The organism is Pseudoxanthomonas beigongshangi, assembly GCF_016820515.1.
Lineage (GTDB): Bacteria > Pseudomonadota > Gammaproteobacteria > Xanthomonadales > Xanthomonadaceae > Pseudoxanthomonas_A > Pseudoxanthomonas_A beigongshangi.
Map to the genome: position 1 here is coordinate 202,411 of NZ_JADHDV010000004.1, position 23,394 is coordinate 225,804.

At 67.8% G+C, this 23,394-nt stretch carries 23 protein-coding genes and 1 riboswitch; of the genes, 5 read left to right on the forward strand and 18 right to left on the reverse strand.

The genetic code is table 11. From position 1 onward, the window contains the following. Positions 1–48: 48 nt before the first annotated feature. From IQ458_RS04750 to IQ458_RS04785, 8 genes are all read right to left on the reverse strand, one after another. Positions 49–465, reverse strand: coding sequence for an acyl-CoA thioesterase (locus tag IQ458_RS04750; protein WP_203322078.1), 417 nt, complete (start codon positions 463–465; stop codon positions 49–51). Between the two features lie 162 nt (positions 466–627). After that, positions 628–1,647, reverse strand: coding sequence for a ribonucleotide-diphosphate reductase subunit beta (locus IQ458_RS04755; RefSeq protein WP_203322079.1), 1,020 nt, complete (start codon positions 1,645–1,647; stop codon positions 628–630). Positions 1,648–2,033: 386 nt separating this feature from the next. Further along, positions 2,034–4,370, reverse strand: coding sequence for a ribonucleoside-diphosphate reductase subunit alpha (locus tag IQ458_RS04760; RefSeq protein ID WP_225562391.1), 2,337 nt, complete (start codon positions 4,368–4,370; stop codon positions 2,034–2,036). A 269-nt stretch (positions 4,371–4,639) separates the two neighbouring features. Then, positions 4,640–4,846, reverse strand: a riboswitch (cobalamin riboswitch). An 88-nt stretch (positions 4,847–4,934) separates the two neighbouring features. Then, positions 4,935–5,609, reverse strand: a complete 675-nt coding sequence (locus IQ458_RS04765; protein WP_203322080.1) for a hypothetical protein — start codon at positions 5,607–5,609, stop codon at positions 4,935–4,937. 159 nt (positions 5,610–5,768) lie between these two features. Further along, entirely contained in the window at positions 5,769–6,545 is a 777-nt protein-coding gene (tatC, locus tag IQ458_RS04770; RefSeq protein WP_192198295.1) for a twin-arginine translocase subunit TatC, read from the reverse strand. After that, a complete protein-coding gene (gene tatB, locus IQ458_RS04775; protein WP_141454996.1) occupies positions 6,526–6,918 on the reverse strand; it encodes a Sec-independent protein translocase protein TatB in 393 nt (130 codons plus the stop codon). Before tatB ends, tatC begins: the two co-directional genes overlap by 20 nt. A gap of 21 nt (positions 6,919–6,939) precedes the next feature. Then, a complete protein-coding gene (gene tatA, locus IQ458_RS04780) occupies positions 6,940–7,170 on the reverse strand; it encodes a Sec-independent protein translocase subunit TatA (protein ID WP_141454997.1) in 231 nt (76 codons plus the stop codon). Positions 7,171–7,264: 94 nt separating this feature from the next. After that, the gene (locus tag IQ458_RS04785) at positions 7,265–8,137 is read right to left on the reverse strand and encodes a lipid-binding SYLF domain-containing protein (RefSeq protein WP_203322104.1); all 873 of its coding nucleotides are present in this window, start codon (positions 8,135–8,137) and stop codon (positions 7,265–7,267) included. A gap of 201 nt (positions 8,138–8,338) precedes the next feature. Between IQ458_RS04785 and hemH the strand changes: the two genes are divergently transcribed. Further along, complete coding sequence (gene hemH / locus IQ458_RS04790) at positions 8,339–9,301, forward strand: ferrochelatase (RefSeq protein ID WP_203322081.1); 963 nt, start codon at positions 8,339–8,341, stop codon at positions 9,299–9,301. Continuing rightward, complete coding sequence (locus IQ458_RS04795; protein ID WP_203322082.1) at positions 9,298–10,149, forward strand: alpha/beta fold hydrolase; 852 nt, start codon at positions 9,298–9,300, stop codon at positions 10,147–10,149. Before hemH ends, IQ458_RS04795 begins: the two co-directional genes overlap by 4 nt. Positions 10,150–10,411: 262 nt before the next feature. On the opposite strand, the gene IQ458_RS04800 is transcribed toward IQ458_RS04795, so the two are convergent. The 4 genes from IQ458_RS04800 to ttcA form a co-directional block, all read right to left on the reverse strand. After that, a complete protein-coding gene (locus IQ458_RS04800) occupies positions 10,412–10,921 on the reverse strand; it encodes a hypothetical protein (RefSeq protein WP_183639750.1) in 510 nt (169 codons plus the stop codon). A gap of 82 nt (positions 10,922–11,003) precedes the next feature. Then, entirely contained in the window at positions 11,004–11,789 is a 786-nt protein-coding gene (locus tag IQ458_RS04805; RefSeq protein WP_203322083.1) for a M48 family metallopeptidase, read from the reverse strand. A 412-nt stretch (positions 11,790–12,201) separates the two neighbouring features. After that, positions 12,202–13,107: a recombination-associated protein RdgC gene (locus IQ458_RS04810; RefSeq protein WP_192198298.1), complete on the reverse strand. Its 906-nt coding sequence runs from the start codon at positions 13,105–13,107 to the stop codon at positions 12,202–12,204. 64 nt (positions 13,108–13,171) lie between these two features. Next, positions 13,172–14,095, reverse strand: a complete 924-nt coding sequence (gene ttcA, locus IQ458_RS04815; RefSeq protein ID WP_192198299.1) for a tRNA 2-thiocytidine(32) synthetase TtcA — start codon at positions 14,093–14,095, stop codon at positions 13,172–13,174. Positions 14,096–14,160: 65 nt separating this feature from the next. Here ttcA and IQ458_RS04820 point away from each other — a divergent pair, with 65 nt between their 5' ends. Continuing rightward, positions 14,161–14,370 carry a YdcH family protein gene (locus IQ458_RS04820; RefSeq protein ID WP_183639742.1) on the forward strand — a complete coding sequence of 70 codons (210 nt, stop codon included), beginning with the start codon at positions 14,161–14,163 and terminating at the stop codon, positions 14,368–14,370. A 217-nt stretch (positions 14,371–14,587) separates the two neighbouring features. Then, positions 14,588–15,277: an N-acyl amino acid synthase FeeM domain-containing protein gene (locus IQ458_RS04825; RefSeq protein ID WP_183639739.1), complete on the forward strand. Its 690-nt coding sequence runs from the start codon at positions 14,588–14,590 to the stop codon at positions 15,275–15,277. Between the two features lie 47 nt (positions 15,278–15,324). Here the strand turns inward: IQ458_RS04825 and plsB are convergent, their stop codons facing one another. The 4 genes from plsB to IQ458_RS04845 form a co-directional block, all read right to left on the reverse strand. After that, a complete protein-coding gene (gene plsB, locus IQ458_RS04830) occupies positions 15,325–17,979 on the reverse strand; it encodes a glycerol-3-phosphate 1-O-acyltransferase PlsB (protein ID WP_192198301.1) in 2,655 nt (884 codons plus the stop codon). Positions 17,980–18,263: 284 nt separating this feature from the next. Next, positions 18,264–19,199 (reverse strand): hypothetical protein, encoded by a 936-nt coding sequence (locus IQ458_RS04835; protein WP_192198302.1) that lies wholly within the window; start codon positions 19,197–19,199, stop codon positions 18,264–18,266. A gap of 397 nt (positions 19,200–19,596) precedes the next feature. After that, complete coding sequence (gene pyrF, locus IQ458_RS04840; protein WP_203322084.1) at positions 19,597–20,316, reverse strand: orotidine-5'-phosphate decarboxylase; 720 nt, start codon at positions 20,314–20,316, stop codon at positions 19,597–19,599. After that, positions 20,313–21,221, reverse strand: a complete 909-nt coding sequence (locus tag IQ458_RS04845) for a 5'-nucleotidase, lipoprotein e(P4) family (RefSeq protein ID WP_183639731.1) — start codon at positions 21,219–21,221, stop codon at positions 20,313–20,315. The genes pyrF and IQ458_RS04845 overlap by 4 nt, the downstream gene beginning before the upstream one ends. Before the next feature lie 118 nt (positions 21,222–21,339). Here IQ458_RS04845 and IQ458_RS04850 point away from each other — a divergent pair, with 118 nt between their 5' ends. Next, a complete protein-coding gene (locus IQ458_RS04850; RefSeq protein WP_203322085.1) occupies positions 21,340–22,014 on the forward strand; it encodes a YceH family protein in 675 nt (224 codons plus the stop codon). 176 nt (positions 22,015–22,190) lie between these two features. Here the strand turns inward: IQ458_RS04850 and IQ458_RS04855 are convergent, their stop codons facing one another. Together IQ458_RS04855 and IQ458_RS04860 are read right to left on the reverse strand one after the other, a co-directional pair. Beyond that, entirely contained in the window at positions 22,191–22,784 is a 594-nt protein-coding gene (locus IQ458_RS04855) for a DinB family protein (RefSeq protein ID WP_203322086.1), read from the reverse strand. Beyond that, positions 22,781–23,158 carry a hypothetical protein gene (locus IQ458_RS04860; RefSeq protein ID WP_203322087.1) on the reverse strand — a complete coding sequence of 126 codons (378 nt, stop codon included), beginning with the start codon at positions 23,156–23,158 and terminating at the stop codon, positions 22,781–22,783. Before IQ458_RS04860 ends, IQ458_RS04855 begins: the two co-directional genes overlap by 4 nt. Between the last annotated feature and the right edge of the window lie 236 nt (positions 23,159–23,394).

The window sequence follows — 23,394 nt, forward strand, 5'->3', positions numbered from 1 at the left end:
AGCTTCGTGCGCGCCACGGCATCCGCGGTCAGCGGAGGGGGACGGACCTCAGCCTTGCACGACCGGTGGCGGCAGCGGCGGAGCCTGGGTGGGCCGGCCCAGCGGATCCAGCGCGATCATCACGAAGTGGCCGCGCGTGCATAGCTTGCGCTCGCCGCTCAGCAGATCCTCGGTGATGACTTCGACATCGACGTTCATCGAACTGCGCCCGACCTTGACGATGCGGGCGATGACCTCGACCAGATCGCCCTTGTGGATCGGCTGGTTGAAATCGACCTGTTCCGACCTTGCGGTGACCACGGTGGTGCGCGCGTAGCGCGAGGCGGCGATGAAGGCGGACATGTCCATCCACGCCAGCGCCTGGCCGCCGAACAGCGTGCCCAGGTGGTTGGTGTGGTCCGGGAAGACCATGTGCAGCAGGCGCGCCTCGGTCGGGCGCAGGTCGGACAGGGGATGTTCGGGCATGGGGTTGCTCCGTGGTGCCAGTGCCTCCCGGCTGCATCCTAGCGCAGGAAACGGATTCCGGAATGAATCCCTGTGGGAGCGACGTCAGTCGCGAAAGCTCCTGATCCGGCCGAAGAGCATCGCGACTGACGTCGCTCCCACAAGGTGGTTTACAGGAAACGGTCAGAACGCGTGGTCGAAGCCGACTTCGCCCTGCACGCCGACCTGGTAGGCCGAGACGCGGCGTTCGAAGAAGTTGGTCAGCTCCTGCACGTCCTGCAGTTCCATGAACGGCAGTGGGTTGCGCACGTTGTACTTCTTCTCCATGCCCAGCTTGACGAAGTGCTGGTCGGCGCAATGCTGCAGGTACTGGCGCATGTCGCGGGTGGAGATGCCGGCCACGCCGCCGGACAGCACGTCCTCGGCGAACTGCACCTCGCACTCGATGGCCTCGGCCAGCATGTCGTAGACCTGCTGGCGCATGGTGTCGTCGAACAGGTCCGGCTCCTCCTCGCGCACCGTGCGCACCGACTCGAACGCGAACTCCATGTGGCAGCTCTCGTCGCGGAACACCCAGTTGGTGCCCGAGGCCAGCCCCGGCAGCAGGCCGCGCGAGCGGAAGTAGTACACGTAGGCGAACGCGGCGAAGAAGAACAGGCCCTCGATGCAGGCGGCGAAGCAGATCTGGTTGAGCAGGAACTGCCGCCGCTGTTCGCGGGTTTCGATCCGGCGCAGGCCCTGGATCGAGTCGATCCACTTGAAGCAGAACTCGGCCTTCTTGCGGATGGAGGGGATGTTCTCCACCGCCGCGAACGCCTTCACCCGTTCGGCCGGATCCGGCAGGTAGTTGTCCAGCAGGGTCAGGTAGAACTGCACATGCAGCGCTTCCTCGTACAGCTGGCGCGACAGGTACATGCGCGCTTCCGGCGCGTTGAGGTGCTGGTAGAGGTTGAGCACCAGGTTGTTGGACACGATCGAATCGCCGGTGGCGAAGAACGCGACCAGCCGGTGGATCAGGTGACGATCGGCCGGGGTCATCTTGTCGTGCAGATCGCTGATGTCGATCTGGAAATTGATCTCCTCCACCGTCCAGGTGTTCTTGATCGCGTCGCGGTACATCTCGTAGAACTGCGGATAGCGCATCGGGCGCAGGGTCAGTTCAAAGCCGGGGTCCAGCAGCATCTGGCGGGGTTGGGAGGACATGTCGCATTTTTCCTGTTTCAGCGCCTTCCCCCGCAAGCGGGGGAAGGCCGGGATGGAGGCAAACGGAGCGGGATGCATCCGTTCGCGAATTTCCGCCCCTTCCCCCGCTGGCGGGGGAAGGTTGGGATGGGGGCGAACGAAGTGGAGGCGTATCCGTCTGCGAAAAAAACGTGATGAAGCGGGGTGACTCTTCGATGGGCGTTCCGGCCGTTTGTGTTCAATGGCTTCGGCCTTGCCCCCACCCTGACCCTCCCCGCGAGCGGGGGAGGGGACTGTCCAGCGGGTATTGGCGCATCCCTTCGCCCGGAACGTCCTGTTCCTTTCTTCCCTATGTGCATCCTGCGTGGGGATTTCGGAGGGTGATCTTTCGACCACGCATGAATTCGCTACTGGCACGCCTCACACGCTTCCGGGTTCTCCAGCGAGCACGACACCGCTTCCACCGCCGTATAGGCCGGCTTCGGCGCCTCGCTGCCCACGCTGCTGACCGTGGTCTTGGCGATGCGGGTGGCCGGGCGCGAGCGCAGGTAGTACGTGGTCTTGATGCCCTGCTTCCACGCGTACATGTACATGGACGACAGCGCGCCGATGTTCGGGCTTTCCATGAACAGGTTGAGCGAGGCCGACTGATCGATGTAGGCGCCGCGCTCGGCGGCCATGTCGATCAGCGAGCGCATCGGCAGTTCCCAGGCGGTGCGGTAGATCTGGCGCAGCGGCTCGGGAATCTGCGCGATGCCCTGGATCGAACCCTCGGCCAGTTTGATCGCGTCGCGCATCTCCGGCGTCCACAGGCCCAGCTGCTTCAGTTCGGCCACCAGATAGCGGTTGACCTGCAGGAAGTCGCCGGACAGGGTCTCGCGCTTGAACAGGTTGGAGATCTGCGGCTCCACGCATTCGTAGCAGCCGGCGATCGAGGCGATCGTCGCGGTCGGGGCGATGGCGATCAGCAGCGAGTTGCGCAGGCCGTGCTCGCGGATGCGCGCGCGCAGCGCGTCCCAGCGCGCGCCGTCCTGCGGCGCCACGTTCCAGGCGTCGAACTGCAGTTCACCGGAGGCCGCGCGGGTGTCGGCGAAGGACGGATGGCGGCCGCGTTCCTCGGCCAGCTCGCACGAGGTTTCCAGCGCGTGGAAATAGATGGTCTCGGCGATCTTCTGCGACAGCGCGCGCGCCTCGGTGCTGTCGAACGCCAGCCGCTTGCGGAAGAAAACGTCCTGCAGGCCCATGCAGCCCAGGCCGACCGGACGCCAGCGCAGGTTGCCGCGGCGCGCCGATTCGATCGGGTAGAAGTTCAGATCAATCACCCGATCCAGCTGGCGCACCGCCAGCCGGACGGTTTCGGCCAGGCGTTCGAAATCGAAGTCGCCGTACTCGTCGAAATGGCGGGCGAGGTTGATCGAGCCCAGGTTGCAGACCGCGGTCTCCTCGGCCGAGGTGATCTCCAGGATCTCGGTGCACAGGTTGGACAGGTGGATGACGTTGTTCGCGCGCAGGGTCTGGTTGCTGGCGCGGTTGCACTTGTCCTTGAAGGTCATCCAGCCGTTGCCGGTCTCGGCCAGCGTGCGCATCATCCGCGCGTACAGCTTGCGCGCCGGCACCGCCTTGGCGGCCTTGCCCTGGGTCTCGGCCTGCAGGTAGGCCTGCTCGAACGCCTCGCCGTACAGATCCGTCAGCTCCGGCACCACGCGCGGATCGAACAGCGACCATTGCTGATCGGCCTCCACCCGCTTCATGAACAGATCCGGCACCCAGTTGGCCAGGTTGAGGTTGTGGGTGCGGCGCGATTCGTCGCCGGTGTTGTCGCGCAGTTCCAGGAAATCCTCGACGTCGGCGTGCCAGGTTTCCAGGTACACGCAGGCCGCGCCCTTGCGCTTGCCGCCCTGGTTGACCGCAGCGACCGAGGAGTCCAGCGTCTTCAGCCACGGCACGATGCCGTTGGAATGGCCGTTGGTCGACTTGATCAGCGAGCCGCGCGAACGCACCCGCGTGTAGCTGACGCCGATGCCGCCGCTGAACTTGGACAGCTGGGCGATATCGCCGTACTTCTGGTAGATCGATTCCAGCGAATCCTGCGGCGAGTCCAGCAGGAAGCACGAGGACAGCTGTTCGTGGGTGGTGCCGGAGTTGAACAGGGTCGGCGAACTGGGCAGGTAGTCCAGGTTGCCCATCCGGCGGTACAGCGCCAGCGCTTCGGACACGTCCTCGCTGAGCGCGCAGGCGATGCGCAGGAAGAACTGCTGCGGGGTCTCGATGACCTTGCGGGTGTGCGGATGGCGCAGCAGGTAGCGGTCGTACAGGGTGCGCAGGCCGAAGTAATCGAAATGCAGATCCAGCGAGGCGTCCAGCGCGTCGTTGAGCTTGCGCGCGTTGGTCTGCACGAAGTTCAGCAGGCGATCGTTGATGAGTCCCACCTCGTGGCCGCGCGTCACCGACTGCGAGAACGCGTGGATTTCCTGCCCGGTCACTTCCTTGGCGATGTAGCTGGCCAGCAGGCGCGCGGCCAGCCGGCTGTATTCGGGTTCCTCGGCGGTCAGCAGCGCGGCGGTGCGGATGGACAGTTCGTCCAGTTCGCGCGTGCTGGCGCCGTCGTACAGGCCGGAGATGGTGCGGGTGGCCACGCGCATCGGATCGATGGCGTGCAGGCCCTCGCAGCTGCGCTGCACCGCGCGGACGATCTTGTTCAGATCCACCGGCTCGCGGCTGCCGTTGCGCTTGGTCACGCTCATCGCGGTGGCGGTGGGCGGCGAGGTCAACAGGAATGCGTCCTTCTGGGACGGGGAGACGTCGGTTTCGGCGACGGCGGTATCGGTCGGGGTCACGGGGCTTCCTCCATGCGTGATGCACGCGGCGACCTGTCCCTCGCAGGCAGCGGAAGGCCGGATGGAGCATCAGGGTGGGGAAGCGGCGTCGCAGGGACCGCGACCGTGGAACGGATGGCCGGCCTGCTTCACCAGCCATCTCCCCCCGGAGATTCCGCGGCCGGCACCGCGCGGTGTGCAACGCGCGGCTGTCGGCAGGTCTTCGGACTCGTGGACACGGAAGCCTTGCTTCCTCCTAGCCCGTCGCTTCCCAAGGCGAGGCGCCTCAGTGCCAATGACGGGTTCGTTTCCACCTACCGCTGCGGGGCAGCGCCGGCATTCGACCGGCTTCCCTTTTCATCCCCCGGCTTGCGGCCGGAGGAACCGACGGCCACAAGATAGTGGGGGCATATGGGAGCGTCAACACCAAATATGGTGCCGACGCTGTTGTGAAACCCGACACCTTGCAGTGGCGGGCGTTCCACGCGATGACTACTTCACGAAGCGGATCGCCGCCAGCGCTTCGTGCAGGCGCGCCTGCGCGACGGCCCCGTCGAACGGCGGCGTGCGCGGCGGGTCGTAGACCTCCGGACGGGTGCCGACCACCAGCAGGTCGATGGCGTAGCAGCGTTGCTGGCGCACCGCGCGGTAGGCGTCCACGGTCAGGTAGTGGCTCATCGCCGCGTCGCTGGCGCGGAAATGCCGGAACGGCTGGCCATCGATGCGGACTTCGTCGCGCGGCGTGGGCAGCGCCGAATCGGAAACCTCCAGGCAGCGGGCCACGCTGTCCGCGTCATCGCTGACGCCCACGCGAAGCTCCGCCGCCGTCACCTCGTTGGAGCCGTCCAGCACCAGCGCGGCCACCGCTTTGCCGCGGCTGTCGGTCTGGGCGAAGGCCTTCCAGTCATCGGTGGCCAGATAGCTGCGGCGGAAGTCGCGGCGCAGGGTGAAACCCGGCCACGGCAGGATCGCCACGCCCAGCGCTTCGTCCACGAATTGCGCCTGCAAGGCGATGCGCGAGGCCTGCGCATCGGGCACCGGCGGCGGAGCCGGTGCGGTCGCGACCGCGCGCGTGGCGGACGTGGCGTTGGCGGTATCGACGGGATGTTCCGATTGGCAGGCCGACAACAGGCTCAGCAGACAGACCGCACCCAGGCGTTGATTCATCGATCTTCCTTTCTCGTTCGCTTCAGCGCGGGCGAGTCTGGCAAAGCGAGGATGAACGTACCCAAGGCACCGCCGCGAACGGTTCAGGCTCGCGACTTCAGCAATGTGGAGAGCAGTTAACGCCGGCCAATCACCCGGCGCGATCAGCGCGAATGCGGATCACGCATCGCGCGGCGTACGCGAATCGTCGCTGTCGGGTTTCGGCGCAACCCATTGCGCGGCCAGGATGCCGGCTTCGTACAGCAGGCACATCGGAATCGCCAGCATCAGCTGGGAGACCACGTCCGGCGGCGTGATCACCGCGGCCAGGATGAAGATGCCGACCACCGCGTAGCCACGCCCCTGGCGCAACTGCTGCGGCGTCACCCAGCCCATCACCGCCATGATCACCAGCGCCACCGGCAGCTCGAAGCTGACCCCGAAGGCCAGGAAGATCACCAGCACGAAATCGAGATACTTGCCCGGATCCGGCGCGATGGTGACGATGTCCGGAGTGAACATCATCAATGCGTGGAAGACGCCCGGCAGCACCAGGAAGTAGGCGAACGCGCAGCCGGCGTAGAACAGCGTGATCGCCGAGACCAGCAGTGGCAGCGCCAGCCGCTTCTCGTGTTTGTAGAGACCCGGCGCGACGAAACCCCAGGCCTGGTACAGCAGCCACGGCGCGGTCGCGAACAGGGCGGCGAAGAACGCCAGCTTGATCGGCGCGAAGAAGCCGGAGGTCGGATCGTTGGCGATCATCTGCGCGGCCTGGCTTTTCGGCAACTGGCTCAGCATGGGCAGGGCCAGCTGGCTGTACAGCGTCTTCACGAACGGCAGCAGCGCCACCAGCACGATCACCACGCCCAGCAGCGCCCGCATCAACCGCGTGCGCAGCTCCAGCAGGTGGCCCATCAGGCTGCTTTCGGCCTGATCCTCAGGTGCGTCGTGGTTCATCGCTGGCGTCGTGGGGCGTGGTCGCGGCGTCGTCGGCCGGCGGGGCGGGTTCCGGTTCGGCGCCCGGGGCGGGGGCCGGCGTGCTTTCCACCGAGGCGCGCAGGTCCTCGAATTCGCGTTCGGTCTGCGCCGCGCCCTCGCGCACCTTGCGTTCGGTCTCGCGCAGTGCTTCTTCGGTGTCGCGCAGGCTGCGCTTGAGTTCCTCGGCCGCCAGTTCGCGTTCGAACTCGTCCTTCACCGAATGCCATTGCGCGCGCGCGCGGCGTACCCACAGGCCGGCGAAACGCGCCGCCTTGGGCAGCCGTTCCGGGCCCAGGACGACCAGCGCGACGATGGCAATGATCAGCAGTTCGCTGAAGCCGATATCGAACATGGCGGCAGGCCGGCCGCGCGGTCAGTTGGCGTCGCGGTCGCGCTCTTTCGACGCGCTGGATTCGGCGTTGCGGGACTGCGACTGATCGTCAAGCCGTTCGACCGGCTTGTCCTCGTCCTGCTGCATGCCCTTCTTGAAGCCCTTGACCGCTTCGCCCAGATCCTGGCCGACGTTGCGCAAGCGCTTGGTGCCGAAGATCAGCAGAACGACCACCAGAACGATGATCCAATGCCAGATGCTGAAACCGCCCATGGTCTTCTCGTGCGTTGAGTAATGAAATTCAGGCGATCAGCATAGCGCAGGCACGCCCGGAGATCCCGGGCGCGGTGCGATGTTTTCGCTTTTCCTAGGGCGTACTGTTGAGCGGTTCAGTGCGGACTTCACCCTCGGCCACCGGCTGGAAACCGGACTGGGCGGGTGGGGTGGCGGGCGCCTGACCCAGCGGGGCGGTTTCGGCCGCCGGCGCGGTCGAAGCGGCCGCTGCCGGGGCCGCTGCGGTCACGGTCGCGGCCGGTGCGGGCGTCGACTTGCCGGCACGTGCGGCGCGCGCGGCCGCGGTCACTTCCTCCAGTTGATCCCGGAAGCCGACCACGGCGCCGGACGGATGGCCGGCGCGGCCTTCGAAAATGGCGCGCGGCGTGCTGCCGCCACCGTAGACCGCGGTGTTGGCGTCGTCATCGATCTGCAACACGGCGCCATCCAGTGCCACGCCCGCGAACAGGCCGCGGGCGCGCGACCACGACCAGATCTCGGCCTTGAGCTGGCCATCGGTGGCGGCGGCGGCGTTGCGGCCCACCGGACCGGCGGCCACGCCGGCATCGGCGCCCAGGGTGATCTTGCCGTTGACGATGTTGTCCAGGTTGCGGTCGTTGCGGAACACCAGGACGATGTCCGAGGACTGCACGCCGGCCTGGAAGCCGATGCTGCCGCCGGTCAGCTTGACGAACACCGGCTGCGACCAGGTGCCGTCCGGATTCTTGACCGACATCAGGCCATGGCCGCGGCGGCCGCCGAACACCAGGCCGGCCTTGAGGGTGTCGGGAATGACGACGATGGCGCGCCCTTCGTCCAGCAGCTTGTCGGGGATGCCTTCCTCGGGGATGCGGCGGATTTCGTCCAGCACGCGCACCGCGTTGGTGGCGCGCTCGTCCTCCTTGGGACCGGCGAGGGCCTGGCCGGCGAACAGGGCGGTGGCCAGCAGGGTCGCGGCCGGCAGCATCAGCAGGCGGGAATGGCGGCGTTTCATGGGCGCTCCGAAGGTGGATTCGCAGAAATTTACTGCAACCGCTTGAAAATAGGTAAATGCGAATGAATCGGCGCTGAGGATTCCGGCCTTCGGCCGCCGTCCATCGATTCGATCGAAGAAGGCCATTGATAAGGAGAAGCGGCTCGCAAGAGTGCGCTCTGCCACAATAGGCGGATGCCCGACGCACCCGATACCGCGCTGATCGCGGTCAATCTAGGCACGCCCGAGGCGCCCACGGCTCCCGCCGTCCGGCGCTATCTGGGCGAGTTCCTGCTCGATCCACGCGTGGTCCAGCTCAGTCGCTGGATCTGGTACCCGCTGCTGTTCGGCCTGATCCTGCCGCTGCGCGGTCCGCGCGCGGCCCACAAGTACGCCCAGATCTGGTTGCCGGAAGGCTCGCCGCTGGCCGTGCATACCCGCCGCCTGGCCGAGGCGATCCAGCAACGCCTGCCGCGTTGGCGGGTGGTCGATGCCATGCGCTACGGCCAGCCGGCCCTGCCGGAGCGGCTGCGCGAGCTGCGCCAGGCCGGGATTCGCCGGCTGATCGTGCTGCCGCTGTACCCGCAGTACTCCAGCACCACCACCGAGTCGGTCAAGGACGTGCTGGCGCGCGAGGCCAAGGGCTTCGACCTGACCGTGATCGATGACTACTCGGTCGATGCCGGCTGGGTGGGCGCGGTCGCCGATTCGATCCGCGACTGGCGCGCGCGCAACGGCGCCGGCGAGCACCTGCTGTTCTCGTTCCACGGCCTGCCGCAGCGCCTGGCGCGCGAGGGCGATCCCTACCCGCAGCGCTGCGAGGCCAGCAGCCGCGCCATTGCCACCGCGCTGGGGCTGGGCGAGGGCGAATGGACCCTGACCTACCAGTCGCGCTTCGGCAAGGAGCGTTGGCTGGAACCGGCCACCGACGCCACCCTCGACGCGATGGCCACGCGCGGCCTGCGCAAGGTCGACGTGGTCTGCCCCGGTTTCGCCGTGGACTGCCTGGAGACCCTGGAGGAAGTGGCGATCGGTTTCGTCCAGCGTTTCGCCGAACGCGGCGGCGAGCTGCGCTACATCCCCTGCCTCAACGCGTCGCCGGCGCACGCCGACGCGCTGGCGGCGCTGGCCCGCCAGGTGGCCGGGGAGCCGGCATGAGGCTGGAGGAGTTTTCCGCCGACATCGCGATGGGACGGATCGGCGGCCTGCGCGGCGGCGCGCCCGGCGGCACGCGGGTGCTGGCGCTGCACGGCTGGCTCGACAACGCGGCCAGCTTCGTGCCGCTGGCCGCGCATCTGTCCGGCGTCGAACTGGTCATTCCGGACCTGCCCGGGCATGGCCACAGCGTGCATATCGGTCCGGGTGCCGAGTACACCAGCGGGGTGGCGGTCAACGCGGTCCTGGATCTGGCCGACGCGCTGGGCTGGGACGAGTTCTGCCTGCTTGGCCACTCGATGGGCGCCGGCATCGCCAGCCTGCTGGCCGCTTCCTCGCCACGGCGGGTGCGCCGGCTGCTGGTGATCGAAGCCCTCGGCGGCCTGTCCGAGACCGTGGATCGCACCGCCGCGCGCTGGCAGGAGGCGATCGCCGCCGCGCGCGCGCTGCCGGGCAAGCGCCTGCGCGTGTTCACCGACACGGCCACGCCGATCCGCGCGCGCATGCAGGCCAACCAGTTGAGCGAGGCCAATGCGCGGCTGCTGGTGGAACGCGGCATCCGCGCGGTGGACGGCGGCCATGTCTGGAGCAGCGACCAGCGCCTGACCCTGCCGACCCCGCAGCGCCTGGACGAGGCGCAGATCGCCGCGCTGGTCGCCGACATCCGCTGCCCGACCCGGGTGATCTTCGCCGAGCCGGCGCAGCCCTACTTCCCCGAACCGCTGCGCAGCCAGCGCGCGGCGCTGTTGCCGAACGGCGAGTTGATCGTCATGGCCGGCACCCATCACCTGCACATGGAAGATCCGGTCGGCGTGGCGCGCGCGATCGGTGATTTCTTCACCGCCCCCTGAGCTTGGGGGTAGGAGCGCCATCCCGGCGCGAGCTTTTCCGGGGCGTGCGGGAAGGAGCTCGCGGCCGGAGGCCGCTCCTACCGGGGGTTCTCAATGCGCAATCGGTCTGGAGCGGGGTAGGAGCGCCGTCCCGGCGCGAGCTTTCCGAGGTGTGTGGCGAGGAAGCGGACGGCGGAAAAAAAGCGGCCCGAAGGCCGCTTTTTTTCCGGGATCCGCGCCTGCCCGAAACCTTCGGTCACGGGTGCTGCCGGCACGACGGTGATTACTGCGCGGCGGTTTCCGCGTCCATCACCTGCAGGCCGATCGAGACCGGCTCGCCCGCGCCTTCGCCGTTGAACGAGACCGTGGCCTTGCGGCCTTCCTTCTCGTAGGCCAGCAGGCCGTCGTTGGCGCTGCCCTGCATCGCCATGGTCTGCTTCCAGCCTTCCTTTTCCATCGCCGTGCGCGCGTCCGCGTACAGCTTGGCAACCTCGCCCGGCGCCTTCAGCGCGATCAGCTGGGTCTTGTTCACTTCCATCACGCTTTCCACCGCGTAATTGGGCGGCAGGTAGACGTCCTTGGGGAAGGTCGCGGGCAGCTTGGCGTTGTCGCCGCCGCTGATCTTCATTTCCCCCTCTTCGGTCTTGATGGTGACCGTCTCACCGTCCTTGTCGAGATCGACCTTATGGCCGGTCGCCTTTTCCAGCGCCGCCTCGGCCAGGGTTTCCTCGGCCGATTGCTTGCAGCCCGCCAGGGCCAGCGCCACGCAGCACACCAACAGCATTCCACGCATTCCGCATTTCTCCTTGTCATCGATGATCACCGGAACCGGCATCCACGCCGGTCCGTCACCGGATCGAACGATAGCGGAAACCTCAGCCGGCCAGCAGTGCGCGCAGGCCCGCCTTGAGGCGGCGGCCATGCTCATGGAAGTAGGCGCGCTCGTCGCGCCAGGCCGGGAACCGCGCTTCCACTTCGCGCCAGAACGCGCGCGAATGATTGGCGTGGATCAGATGGCACAGCTCGTGGACCAGGACATACTCGAACGCCGACGGCCGCGCGACGACCAGCGACAGATCCAGCGTCATCGCACCGTCCGGGCTCAGCGAGCCCCACAGCGAGGACATCATCTTCAGCCGGATCGGCGAGGGCGTGCGCGGCAGCGCCGCCAGGTAGCGCGGCAGCCAGCGGTTGATGTCCGCACGCGCCTCGGTTTCGTAGAACGCGCGCAGGTGCCGGCGCAGTCCGGCGTCGCCCAGCCGGGCCGGCAGCTGGATGCGGATGCGTCCGTCTTCGTGCCGGATGGCCGCGTAGCGCCCTTCCTGCCAGTCCACCGGCACATCCTCGCCGCGCAGCGGCAGGGTGGCGGTGGTGAACGGCACCAGCGAAGGTAGTGCCTCGCCGCCGAGCTGGCGAGCCAGCTGCGCCTGCAGCCAGGCGCGGTGTTCGTGCAGGAAACGTTCGCCCGAGACCAGGCTGGCGCGCATCGGCAGGGTCAGCCGCGCGCCGCGTTCGTCCACGCTCAGCTTGAGCCGGCGCGCGCGCGGATCGCGGACCCGCTGCACCTCGATCGTGCGGCCGTCCTCCAGCGCCAGCGGGACGACGTCGCGCTCGACGCTGCGGGGCGTCTTGGCGATCAGGCGTTGCAACCGGAAGGGCATGGACAAAAGCATCGCATGGAATACCCGGCTGCTGGCTGTCCGGGAGTGCGCAGGGGAGCGATGTTGATTGCCCCCTTTGCAAAAAAGGGGGGCGGAAGCCCGCGAAGCGGGTGACGGGGGATTTGGCTTTTGGCGCCAAGAGCCAAATCCCCCTCAGTCCCCCTTTTTCAAAGGGGGAGGCAAAGCGGAGGCTTTCGCGAGATCGAGGTGCTGAGTAAGCCCCCTTTGCAAACGGGGACGAACGCTTCAGTAGCCCCCTTTGCAAAAGGGGGCGGGCACCCGCGAAGCGGGTGACGGGGGATTTGGCTCTTGGCGCCAAAAGCTAAATCCCCCTCAATCCCCCTTTTGCAAAGGGGGAGGCAAATGCAGGGCTCTTACGAATCCCGACTCCCGACTCCCGAATCCCAGTGCCTCAAGCCTCCGCCTTGCTCAGCTTCAGCGCATGCTCCAGCACGATGAACAGGCGCTTCACCTCGCCGGCCATCAAGGCGAAGCGGGCGTCCAGTTCGGCGCGCAAATCCTCGCGCTCGGAGTTTTCCAGCTGATCCACCACGCCGTCGAGGAACTTCAGCTTGCGGATGATCAGGTCCTCGCCGAGGACGAAGGAGACGTGATCGTCCAGCGTCAGCGCCAGCCGGGTGACCTGTTTGCCGGCTTCCAGGTGCTTGGCGATTTCGTCGCTCTGCAGTTCCTGGTGCTGGCACTTGACCACCGCGCCGCCGTCCATCGCGTCCTTGAGTTCGCACTCCTCGCCCAGGCTCAGGCCTTCGGGCAGCGGTTCGCCGGCGATCCAGCCGGTCATCACCGAACGCGGCGCCACTTCGGCATTGAGCGGCAGGGCCGGGAAGCTGCCCATCGCGCGGCGGATTTCCGACACCGTGTTCTCGCCGCTCTTGCGCGAGGAACTGTCCACGGCGACGAAGCCGTGCTCCAGATCCAGCAGCGCGTCGGTGCGCGAAGGCTTGACGAAGGCGCGCGGCAGCAGCTCCATCAGCAGGTCGTCCTTCAGCCGCTTGCGGGTGCGCCCGCTCGGCTTGCGGCCTTCCTTCTCCTCGATTTCCTCCAGCTTGCGCGCCAGCAGGTCGTTGACCACCGCGCCGGGCAGGATCTTGTCCTCGCCGCCCACGCTCAGCCAGATCGAATCCTGGATGCGGTGCGACAGCGCTTCCTCACCCCGCCCGAACGGCGAGATGAAGCCGCGCGAGGACAGCTCCAGCGGGCCGACCGGCTTGAGCCGGGCCTCGGGAAGCAGTTCATCGAGCTGGGAGAAATCGAGCGAGGGATTGAAACGGAACAGCGTCAGGTTGCGGAAGAACATTCAGGGGCCGGGATTGGGGATTCGGGAGTGGGGATTCGGTCGGACGGAAGAGATGGGGATGGTGTTACGAATCCCCAATCTCCAATTCCGAATCCCGTGCCTCGCCCGCCAGCCACGCATGCGCGTCGGCTTGCTGCGCGCCTTCGCGGTGGCCGAGGGAAAGGAAGTCGAACAGTTTCGGATCGCTGAGCTGCGAGGGCCGGATGTCGCCGAGCGCGCGCGAGATCGTCTCGATGCGGCCGGGGGACTCGCGTTCCCAGGCATCCATCATCTTCTTGACCTGCTTGCGCTGCAGGTTTTCCTGGCTGCCGCACAGGTTGCACGGGATGATCGGAAATCCCTTCGCCTCGGCGTAGGTTTCGATGTCCGACTCACGCACGTAGGCCAGCGGCCGGATCACCACGTGCTTGCCGTCGTCCGACAGCAGCTTGGGCGGCATGCCGGACAGCTTGGCGTGGAAGAACAGGTTGAGGAAGAAGGTCGCCACCAGATCGTCGCGGTGGTGGCCCAGCGCGATCTTGGTGAAGCCCTGTTCCTCGGCGTACGAGTACAGCGCGCCGCGGCGCAGGCGCGAGCACAGCGAGCACATCGTCTTGCCTTCCGGCACCACCCGCGACACCACCGAATAGGTGTCCTGCTCCAGGATCCGGTAGGGCACCCCGATCGATTCGAGGTACTCCGGCAGGATGTGTTCGGGAAAGCCGGGCTGCTTCTGGTCCAGGTTGACGGCGACCAGCTCGAAATCGACCGGCGCCTTCTTCCGCAGCTGCAGCAGGATGTCCAGCATCGTATAGCTGTCCTTGCCTCCGGACAGGCACACCATGACCTTGTCGCCATCCTCGATCATCCCGTAGTCGGCGATCGCCTGGCCGACCTGGCGGCGCAGGCGCTTGGCCAGCTTGCCCTGTTCGCGGGCGTGGCGGCGGGGATCCGCGCCACGCGGCGCGGGATCGGCGAGGACCTGGGGCAGGGGATGGATGGCGTTCATGCGAACGACCATTGTACCGGCCGCGTTGCGATGACGACGAAACCCCGGCGGTGTACGCTCGGTGCGTGGACAGCCAGAACCCCGCCGACATCGCCCAGCGCATCGCCGAGCTCCGGCGCGAGCACCGCGAGCTGGACGACGCGATCGCGCAGCGGGTGTCCACCAGCCTGGAAGACGACGAAATCGCCATCAAGCGCATGAAGAAGCGCAAGCTCTGGCTGAAGGACTGCATTGCCCGGCTGGAAAGCGCACTGATCCCGGACGAGCCGGCCTGACCGGCCTTCGCCCGCCGCCCCCGGCGTCCCATCCGGCCCGAAGCTGACGCGTCGCGTCACCTCCCATCCGTTCGGCGGCGGCGCCGTGGTCCGCCGGAATGCCGCCCAGCCCCTTCCGCGCGGGGCATCCGGGGCTGGCCCGGAGTTGGCCCGATGCTTGCTTCATTTCTGTGAACAGTTGCCCATTTCGGGCGGGCAGGACGTGGCCGGGAGCCGCATGAACCAGGAAAAAGAACCCATCGGGAGCTTGTCCCCGCCGCGCGATCCGGGCGCGGGCATGGCCCCGCTGCGGGTCCGCCGCATCGCTCCCGGCGAAGCGCTGGGCGATGTCCAGCGCCTGCGCCGCGAGGTGTACTTCCTGGAACGGGGCCGGCCGGACGGGCGTGGCAAACGCATCGCCGACGGCCTGGACGGCTGCGGCACCACCGTCGTGGTCGAGGTCGGGCCACAGGCGGTGGCGACCCTGCGCCTGCACGACTTCGGCTCGCCGGCGGTGCAGGTGGAATACGGCAGCCTGTTCCAGGTCGATCGCTTCGCCCGCGCCTGGCCGCCGCGGAGCATCGCGGTGGGCACCCGCTTCGCGGTGCAGGCCGACCAGCGCGCCAAACCGGTGGTGGATCGGCTGATGGAAGGCACCTACCGCTGGGCGCAGGACAACGGCATCCGCTTCTGGCTGGTGGCCTGCGAACCGTTCCTGATCGATGCGTTCGAGCACTACGGCTTCCGCGAATACCTGCCGCCGGTGATCCTGGCCGGCGGCGCGGAACTGCTGCGGATGGCGCTGGTGATCGATGATGCCCAGCACCTGGGCGAATGCGGATCGCCGCTGCGTCCGCTGGTGGAGGATCCGGCCTCCGGCGCCATGGCCAAGGCCTGGCTCACCCGCAGCTTCGGCCACGTCAACTGAAAACGTGCGCGGCGCCCGGGGGGGGCGCCGCGATTCCGTCACCGCGCTTATTCCACCGGCGCGGGAGGCGGTTCCGGCGCGGCCGCTTCCGGGCTGACCCGCTCGATGGTGTGGCGCAGTTCGCGGCCCAGGATCACCTTGGCGTCCTTGGCCCACGCGTCCAGCCGCTCGTCGAACATCAGCTTGCTGTTCTCGTCCGGCCACACCAGCTTCATTTCGCGCATCTTCTGGATGAAGCTGCGGAACAGGGTCTTGTCGAAGAATTCCGGCGCGGCCGGCGCGTACAGCAGGCTCAGGCGCTGCGCGGCCTGCTGGCACAGGCTTTCCAGTTCGGCCGTGCCCAGCTTGCCCGGGCCGTTCTTCACCAGCACCGAGATCGCGATGTAGTAGCGCTCGAACGCCTGCTGCAGCGAGTGGCCGATCGCGCGCAGGCGGAACACCTCGTCGGTCTGGCCGGCGCTGCGCGCCAGGATGCCGCCATCCTCCTCGTTGACCTGCTGCAGAAGGCCCTCGCGGATGAACACATCGACGGTGCGATCCATGCGCTCGACGAACTCGTCCTCGCTCCAAGGCAGGAACAGCTCCTCCTGCAGGAACGGATACAGCCCGCGGCCCAGGCGCAGCACGCCGGCCCGGCTCATCCGCCGGTTGTTCTGGAAGCAGCAGGCGATCCACGACGAGGCGGTGAACAGGTGCAGCACGTTGTTGCGGTAGTAGCTCATCAGCACCGCGGTATCGTCGCTGTCGAAGCTCAGCACGTCGCCCAGCGGATGCTTGATGCGGCGGAGCACGCCGATCTCCTCGCCGTGGGCGATGATCCGCTCCGGCGAATGCGGGGTCACCGTCACCCGATCCGAATACGGCAGGTCCGCCAGCACCGACTTGGACAGTTCGATCTGCGCGATCAGATCCACTTCGCCCATCGCGTGCTTGGGCGTGGACAGCAGCGCCAGCGCCAGCAGGTTGATCGGGTTCACGTCCGCGGCGCGGTTGATATTGATCTGGATGCGCTCGGCCAGGGTGTCGATGGTGTCGGACAGCCAGGCCGGCTTCTCGTCGTCGGAGACCGGCTTGCCGTCCCATTCCGGCGCGTGTTCGGCCAGCACGTCGCCCAGCGGAATCGGTTCGCCGAAGTTCACCACCACCTGGCCGTAGTTCTGCTTGAGCACCTTGGGGATGTTCCACAGCAGCACCCAGATGGATTCCTTTTCCTTCGGGCGACCGCTGAGTTCGTCCAGGTAGCTGTTGCCTTCCAGCAGCTTTTCGTAGCCGATGTAGACCGGCTGGAACAGCACCGGCTTGCGCGGCTGGCGCAGGAACGCGCGCACGGTCATCGAGATCATGCCGCCCTTGGGGGGCAGCAGCCGGCCGGTGCGCGAGCGCCCGCCCTCGATGAAGTACTCCAGCGAATAGCCGCCGGAGACCAGCTGTGCCACGTACTCGGTGAACACCGCCGAGTACAGCGGGTTGCCGCGGAAGCTGCGGCGCATGAAGAACGCGCCGCCCTTGCGCAGGATGGTCCCCACCACCGGCAGGTTGAGGTTGATGCCGGCGGCGATGTGCGGCGGCACGATGCCGCGTTCGTACAGCAGGTACGACAGCAGCAGGTAGTCCATGTGGCTGCGGTGGCAGGGCACGTAGACCACTTCGTGGCCGGGCGCGGCCTCCTTGAACTTGTCCAGGTGGTGGACCAGCACGCCGTCGTAGATCTGGTTCCACACGTGCGAGAGCAGGAAGCTGGCCGAGCGCACCACCGGGTTGGAATAGTCGGCGGCGATTTCCCAGGCGTAGGCGTGCGCCTTCTTCCAGGCGTCCTCGGGCTTGCTCTTGTCGCGCCGGGCCTGCTCGGTGATCGCTTCGCGCACCGGCTCGGCCGCCAGCACCTGGTCCACCAGCAGGCGCCGGGTCGACAGGTCGGGTCCGATGATGGCTTCGCGGATGCGGTGGAAGTGCGTGCGCAGTACCCGCGAGAGCTTGCGCACCGTGCGTTCCGGGTCCAGCCCCTCGGCCACGGTGTCGCGCAGCGAGACCGGCGCGGCGAAGCGGACGATGGTGCCGCGGCCGTTGAGCAGGATCGCCAGCAGGCGGCGGAAGCGGCCGACGATGGCCCAGTTTTCCGAGAACAGCACCGAGAACCAGCCGCTCTGCTTGTCCGGTGCCCGGCCGACGAAGATCGACACCGGCACCAGCTGCACATCCAGGTCCGGGTTCACGCGGTGGGCGTCGAGCAGCTTGGCCAGCGAGCCGGAATGGGTCTTGGCACTGATCTGGTCGGGAATCAGGGTGCTGGCGTTGCGCCGCGACAGCGCCACGTAGGCGCGCTTGCGACCCAGCGGGTCGCCGCCGACCGGCAGCGGTTCCAGCGGCGAGGGCAGGCCGGCGTCGCGGCAGGCCCGGTCCAGGATCAGCGCATTGGACAGGCCGTAGTCCTCCAGCACGTAGCAGATCGGGCGTCCGTCCACGACTTCCCGCGGCGACTCCGGATCGATGCGCAGGGACAGCCAGGGGTCGGCCAGGCGACCCAGCAGGCGGGCCCACAGCGGCCGCCGCGAGGCGCGCGCGGGCGGTGCCGGCACGGGCGGGCGCGCCGGGGGAGGGGATTCGGACGCCGGTTCGCGCGGCGCTTCCGGTTTCTTGTCCGGCGGCGTCGGGGCGGGGGCTTCCGGGAACGGCAGGGGGTTCTGTTCTGGCATCGGCGGCATTATGGCGCACGGGCCTGTCCGGCAGAAAAGCGCCTACCCGCACCCCGGGGGTAGGAGCGGCCTCCGGCCGCGAGCTTCTGTGCGCGGTCTCGCATGTGAGTGGTTCCCGGAGCCGGACGGATAGGGCTCGCGCCGGGACGGCGCTCCTGCCGGTGGGGCGTGCGTGCGTTGGGCCGGCAGGTCCCAAGGTAGGAGCGGCCTCCGGCCGCGAGCTTTTATGGATGGTCTCGCATGTGCGTGATTCCCAGGGACGGGCCGAAGGGCTCGCGCCGGGGACGGCGCTCCTACCTGGCGGCGGTGGTCGGCGGTGCCGAGGTCGGGGGTTCGGGCTCGGCGGGCGGCTCGGCCGGTGGCGGGGGCGGCCGGGCACGTTCGGCCGCCCGCAGGTAATCGCTCAGGTACCAGCGACCGTCGCGGCGCTCCAGGCTGACCTGGCTGTCGATCTCGCGGTTGCCCAGCGGATAGTGGATGCGCACGGTGGCGCGGTCGCCCTTTTGCTCGACCAGGCCGGTGCGCAGGTCCGCGAGGGTGGTCTCCAGCGGCAGCCCGTAGCGCGTGAAGGTCGCCTTGGTCTCGGCGAGCACCGGCGCCAGCCGGCGCAGGCTGCCGTCCATGCCGGCGGCACGCAGATCGGCTTCGCTGGACAGACCCGCCTTGCGGGCGGCGGCGGCCATCCGGTTGATGGTGTTGCGGGCCAGCGCGGGGTCGGCCAGCGGTGCGTCCTGGGCCCAGGCGCTCAGCGCCTGGACCACCTGGGTGTAGTGGACGCGCTGGGTCGGCGAGTACTCGCCTTCCTTCTTCAGGTACTGCACGCCGAACAGGCCCAGCGAGCGCGCGGCATCGCGCAGATCGCGATCCTGGCGGGCAAACTGGCGGTTGAAGTCGCGCATCAGCGCCTGTTCCGAACCCGGCGCCGAGAACGTGGCCAGCATCGGCACCAGTTGCTGGCTCAGTGGCAACTCGGTCAGCGGCCAGCGGCTGCGGTCCTCGCGCCAGGCGGTTTCCAGGACGGCATGGTCCGCCGGCGGCACCGCGGCACGGGCAAAGCCGGCCAGGTCGTCGCGGCGCAGGTGGTCCACCAGCTCGCGCACGGTCGCGGCCGGTTCGCTGGTCGCGCCGGCGAGCTCCTCCGGTTCGCGCTTGCAGGCGACCAGCAGTGTCGCCAGCAACAGCGGTACCAGGACGGGCAGTACGCGGCGTGCGCGCGGAACGATAGGCATCGGCAGACTTCCCCAAGTCGGGCCGCATCTTGGCCGGTCCGGCGCGATCGGGGCAAGGGACGCCGGTCCCTGTTTCCTTCCTTGCTAAAGCAAATCCCCCTCAATCCCCCTTTTGCAAGGGGGGAGGCAACCGCCGGTCCAGTGCCGCTGAAAGATGGCCGTATTAATAGCCCCCTTTGAAAAAGGGGGCGGGCGCCGAAGGCGACGGGGGATTTGCTCTTGGTCCAATAAAAAAGGAGGCGGCGATCCCGGATGGGAACCGCCAGCCTCCTGAAGCCGGCCGAAGCCGGAGGACTATGTGTTGTGGCACATGTCCGGCCGAAGCCGGATGGCGCACAGCCTAGCGCTCGGCCAAACTTAAAGCAATACCTGAGTAAATGGCGTGTAACTTAATGATTTATATGAGTGATTCGGCGATCTCACGCTGAATCGCCTCCGCCGCCGCGCGCGGATCCGCGGCCTGGCGGACCGGCCGGCCCACCACGATGGCGTCCGCGCCCAGGCGGAAGGCCTCGGCCACGCCCACCGTGCGCTTCTGGTCATCGCCCACCGGGCCGCCCGGGCGGATGCCGGGGCAGACGATGTCGAAACCCGGACCGGTGGCGGCGCGGATGACGCCGGCCTCCTGGCCCGAGGCGATCACGCCGTCGATGCCGGCGGCCTGCGCCGCAAGCGCACGTTGGACGACGATGTCGGCAGGTTCGCCGTCGATGCCCATCGCCTTGAGATCCTTGCCATCCATCGACGTCAGCACGGTGACCGCCAGCAGGCGCAGGTCGCCGCTGCGCGCGGCGGCGGCGGCCTCCATCATCCCGGCATGCCAGCCGTGGAGGGTGCAGTAGCTCACCGGCCAGCGGGACAGGCCCTTGATGACGCCGGCGATGGTGGCGGGGATGTCGAAGAACTTCAGGTCGACGAAGATCTTCTTCTCGCGCCGCGCCAGTTCGTCCAGCACCCGGAAGTAGTCGCCCGAGGCCAGCAGCTCCATGCCGATCTTGTAGAACTGCACCGCATCGCCCAGCCGCTCCACCCAGGCCAGCGCTTCGTCGCCGGTGGGTTCGTCGAGCGCGACGATCAGCCGCTCGCGCGGACCGAGTTGCAGCGGCCGGCCGCTCATCGGGCCACGTCCAGCGCGGCGCGCTTGGCCTGGCTGCGGGCCTCGGCCGGCTGCGCCCAGTCGTTGTTGAACAGCGCCGGCTCCCAGGAACCGTAGGTCGGGTTGGGCAACATCCACCAGCGTTCGCCGAACCAGTCCTCGTATTCGTCATACAGCTTCTGCCGGCCTTCGGGGGTGTTGACCTCGACCTGCACGAAGTCGCCGATCTGGTCGCCGAACTGCATCAGCACGCGGTACTTCTGCCCGGCTAGGCGGCGGCGGCAGTTCTTCTCCGAACCGTTCTGCTCGCAGCCTTCCACCACCGTGCCCAGGCCCAGGAACACGCTGTCGTCGGCGACCGGCAGGCCGACCGCGCGCAGGTTGGCCAGGGTGGCCTCCTTCAAATGCACCGCGCGGTTGGAGATGTACAGCACGGTCACGCCCTTGGCATTGGCGGCCTTGGCGAAATCGACCACGCCCGGCACCGGCTTGGCCTTCTTCTCGGCCACCCACTGGTCCCAGCTGACTTCGTCGTATTCCTTGCCGTCGCGGATCAGGCGCGCCTGGTAGGGCGAGTTGTCCAGGACCGTCTCGTCCACGTCCATCACCACCGCCGGCTTCAGGCCGGTGGCCGCGTTGCCGCGCTCGTCCGGCACCAGCGCGTCCCAGTGCTTTTCCTTCAGCGCCGCGTCCAGGTGGTCGGCGGCGGCGCGGTAGCTCTGCTCGGACAGCGCCTTGTATTCCACCGAGGTCTGCACCCAGGCCACCGCGTTGAGGTTGTCGTGGAAACCGGCCGCGGGCGTGGCGGCGGCTTCGGCCTTCGGCGCGTCGGCGGGCGCGGCCGGAGCCGGCGCGTCGGTGCGCTTGCACGCGGACAGGGTCAGGAGGGAGGCCAGGACACTGGCCGTCAGCAGGGCAGGACGCATCGCGGTTCCATCGAACAGGAGTGGCGCGATTTTAGCCGAGCCCGGTTTCAGCCGCTTTTCCGGGCATCCGGCCACCGGCGGCGCGGGATTGCCATGCGGGGGCGTTATCCTGATCGCCATGAGTACCGAATCCGATTCTTCCTCCGAGACCATGCCGTCCGCGCCGACCCTCGATGCCACCGAAGCCCGCCTGCTGGGCTGTCTGATCGAGAAGGAGGCCACCACGCCGGACGTCTATCCGCTGACCGTCAACGCCGCCCAGTCGGCATCCAACCAGAAGACCGCCCGCGACCCGGTGCTGAACCTGGAGCCGGGCGAAGTGAACCGCGGCCTGCGCGCGCTGGAACAGAAGGGCCTGGCGCGACAGGTGTTCTCTTCCCGCGCCGAGCGCTACGAACACCGCACCGGCCAGCATTTCAGCCTGCCGCAACAACAGGTCGCGCTGCTCGGCCTGCTCCTGCTGCGTGGCCCGCAGACCATCCACGAACTGCTCGCGCGCAGCGAGCGGCTGGCCAAGTTCGCCGACGCCGAGGATCTGCGGCACCACCTGGATCGCCTCGCCCAGCGCCAGCCCGCACTGGTGGTACAGATTCCGCGCGGCCCCGGCCAGCGCGAGGACCGCTACATGCACCTGCTGTCCGGCCCCGTGGATGTCGCCGCCATCGCCGCGCGGGCACCGGCGGCGTCGGCTTCCGGCGCTTCGGATCTGGAAGCGCGGGTGCAGGCGCTGGAAGCGGATGTCGCCGCGTTGCAGGAACAGATCGCGCAGCTGCTGGCGCAGCGGGAAGCGTAAATCCCCCTCAATCCCCCTTTTTCGTTTTTAACAGCCGAATGGCTGGTCAAGGGGGATGTAAAAGCAGCTCCGTGCGCAGAAAAACCTCCTTGGCCCCCTTTGCAAAAGGGGGCGGGCGCCGAAGGCGACGGGGGATTTGCTCTTCGCGCCGAAGCCAAATCCCCCTCAAGTGCTTCTCAACCGCCGCATGGCGGGTCATCCCCCTTTTTCAAAGGGGGAGGCAAAGCGGATTCAGACAGATCCGGCACCCGCACGAACAGATCCGTCACCCCCACGTCGACCCCCATCTGCGCGAACAGCGTCGTGATCTGCCCGCGATGATGGGTCTGGTGGTTGAAGAAATGCAGCAGCGTGCCGTCCAGCGGGCGCCGGAACGCATCGCCACGCAGATTCAGGTATTCCAGCGGCACCGCCAGCGTCGCCGCGTCGAGCGTGTCCACCCAGGCGACGATGATCCCATCCAGCCATTCGCGCCGCGCGCGCAGCGCGGGCAGATCGACACAAGGTCGGGCATCCAGCACGCGCGGGAGCTCCAGCGCATCCATCGGCGCCAGGATTTCCGATCCCGAAGCATGCTGGCGGAAGCGCTTCAGCCAGATCGTGTCGGCCACCACCAGATGGCTCAGCGTGCCGAAGATCGACCCGAAAAAGGCACCGCGATCCGCCGTGACCTCCGCCTCCGGCAAGTCGCCGGCCAGCGCGTACAGCCGCTCGTTCATCCAGCGGTTGTAGCCGGCCAGCAGCCGGAACGCGCCCGCCAGATCGCTCATTGCGGGCGCCGGCTGCTGCGCAACAGCAGCAGGCTGCCGATGACGGTACCGATCAGGGACGCGCCCAAGCCGAGCATGGTCGCGATCCACAGTTCCCGCGGCCACGGCACCATCGCCGCATCGCCCGCCAGCAGATGGCGCAGCACCACCGCCGTCGGCACCGCCAGCGCCGCCCACAGCCACACGCGCAGGAAACGCCCGGTCCCGAACGCGCGCAGCAGCATCGCCACCACCGCCACGGCGGCCAGCCCGGGCGTATACAGCGCGACCGGCAGCACCGCCTGATCGACGGGCAATTGCCAGTACTTGAAGCCGATGCCGATCAGCGCGATGACAAAACCGATCGGCAACCAGATGGGACTGGATCGGGTCATGGAGACACCTGCGAAGAGCCTGCGCGCAGCCTAGCGAGACGGACGGGGCGGCGTCCACCTTGTGTCCTGCGATGCGTCAAAAGCAAATCCCCCTCAATCCCCCTTTTTCAAAGGGGGAGGAACAGCGGGTTTCCGACCGTTGAAGTCTCCTGGTAGCCCCCTTTGAAAAAGGGGGCGGGCGCCGCAGGCGACGGGGGATTTGCTCTTTCGCGCAAACCCAAAGACAACCGCCAAAC

Coding starts and splice junctions, on each gene's coding strand:
- IQ458_RS04750 (WP_203322078.1), bottom strand. CDS start 465: ATGCCCGAACATCCCCTGTCCGACCTGCGCCCGACCGAGGCGCGCCTG.
- IQ458_RS04755 (WP_203322079.1), bottom strand. CDS start 1,647: ATGTCCTCCCAACCCCGCCAGATGCTGCTGGACCCCGGCTTTGAACTG.
- IQ458_RS04760 (WP_225562391.1), bottom strand. CDS start 4,370: ATGAGCGTGACCAAGCGCAACGGCAGCCGCGAGCCGGTGGATCTGAAC.
- IQ458_RS04765 (WP_203322080.1), bottom strand. CDS start 5,609: ATGAATCAACGCCTGGGTGCGGTCTGTCTGCTGAGCCTGTTGTCGGCC.
- tatC (WP_192198295.1), bottom strand. CDS start 6,545: ATGAACCACGACGCACCTGAGGATCAGGCCGAAAGCAGCCTGATGGGC.
- tatB (WP_141454996.1), bottom strand. CDS start 6,918: ATGTTCGATATCGGCTTCAGCGAACTGCTGATCATTGCCATCGTCGCG.
- tatA (WP_141454997.1), bottom strand. CDS start 7,170: ATGGGCGGTTTCAGCATCTGGCATTGGATCATCGTTCTGGTGGTCGTT.
- IQ458_RS04785 (WP_203322104.1), bottom strand. CDS start 8,137: ATGCTGCCGGCCGCGACCCTGCTGGCCACCGCCCTGTTCGCCGGCCAG.
- hemH (WP_203322081.1), top strand. CDS start 8,339: ATGCCCGACGCACCCGATACCGCGCTGATCGCGGTCAATCTAGGCACG.
- IQ458_RS04795 (WP_203322082.1), top strand. CDS start 9,298: ATGAGGCTGGAGGAGTTTTCCGCCGACATCGCGATGGGACGGATCGGC.
- IQ458_RS04800 (WP_183639750.1), bottom strand. CDS start 10,921: ATGCGTGGAATGCTGTTGGTGTGCTGCGTGGCGCTGGCCCTGGCGGGC.
- IQ458_RS04805 (WP_203322083.1), bottom strand. CDS start 11,789: ATGCCCTTCCGGTTGCAACGCCTGATCGCCAAGACGCCCCGCAGCGTC.
- IQ458_RS04810 (WP_192198298.1), bottom strand. CDS start 13,107: ATGTTCTTCCGCAACCTGACGCTGTTCCGTTTCAATCCCTCGCTCGAT.
- ttcA (WP_192198299.1), bottom strand. CDS start 14,095: ATGAACGCCATCCATCCCCTGCCCCAGGTCCTCGCCGATCCCGCGCCG.
- IQ458_RS04825 (WP_183639739.1), top strand. CDS start 14,588: ATGAACCAGGAAAAAGAACCCATCGGGAGCTTGTCCCCGCCGCGCGAT.
- plsB (WP_192198301.1), bottom strand. CDS start 17,979: ATGCCGCCGATGCCAGAACAGAACCCCCTGCCGTTCCCGGAAGCCCCC.
- IQ458_RS04835 (WP_192198302.1), bottom strand. CDS start 19,199: ATGCCTATCGTTCCGCGCGCACGCCGCGTACTGCCCGTCCTGGTACCG.
- pyrF (WP_203322084.1), bottom strand. CDS start 20,316: ATGAGCGGCCGGCCGCTGCAACTCGGTCCGCGCGAGCGGCTGATCGTC.
- IQ458_RS04845 (WP_183639731.1), bottom strand. CDS start 21,221: ATGCGTCCTGCCCTGCTGACGGCCAGTGTCCTGGCCTCCCTCCTGACC.
- IQ458_RS04850 (WP_203322085.1), top strand. CDS start 21,340: ATGAGTACCGAATCCGATTCTTCCTCCGAGACCATGCCGTCCGCGCCG.
- IQ458_RS04855 (WP_203322086.1), bottom strand. CDS start 22,784: ATGAGCGATCTGGCGGGCGCGTTCCGGCTGCTGGCCGGCTACAACCGC.
- IQ458_RS04860 (WP_203322087.1), bottom strand. CDS start 23,158: ATGACCCGATCCAGTCCCATCTGGTTGCCGATCGGTTTTGTCATCGCG.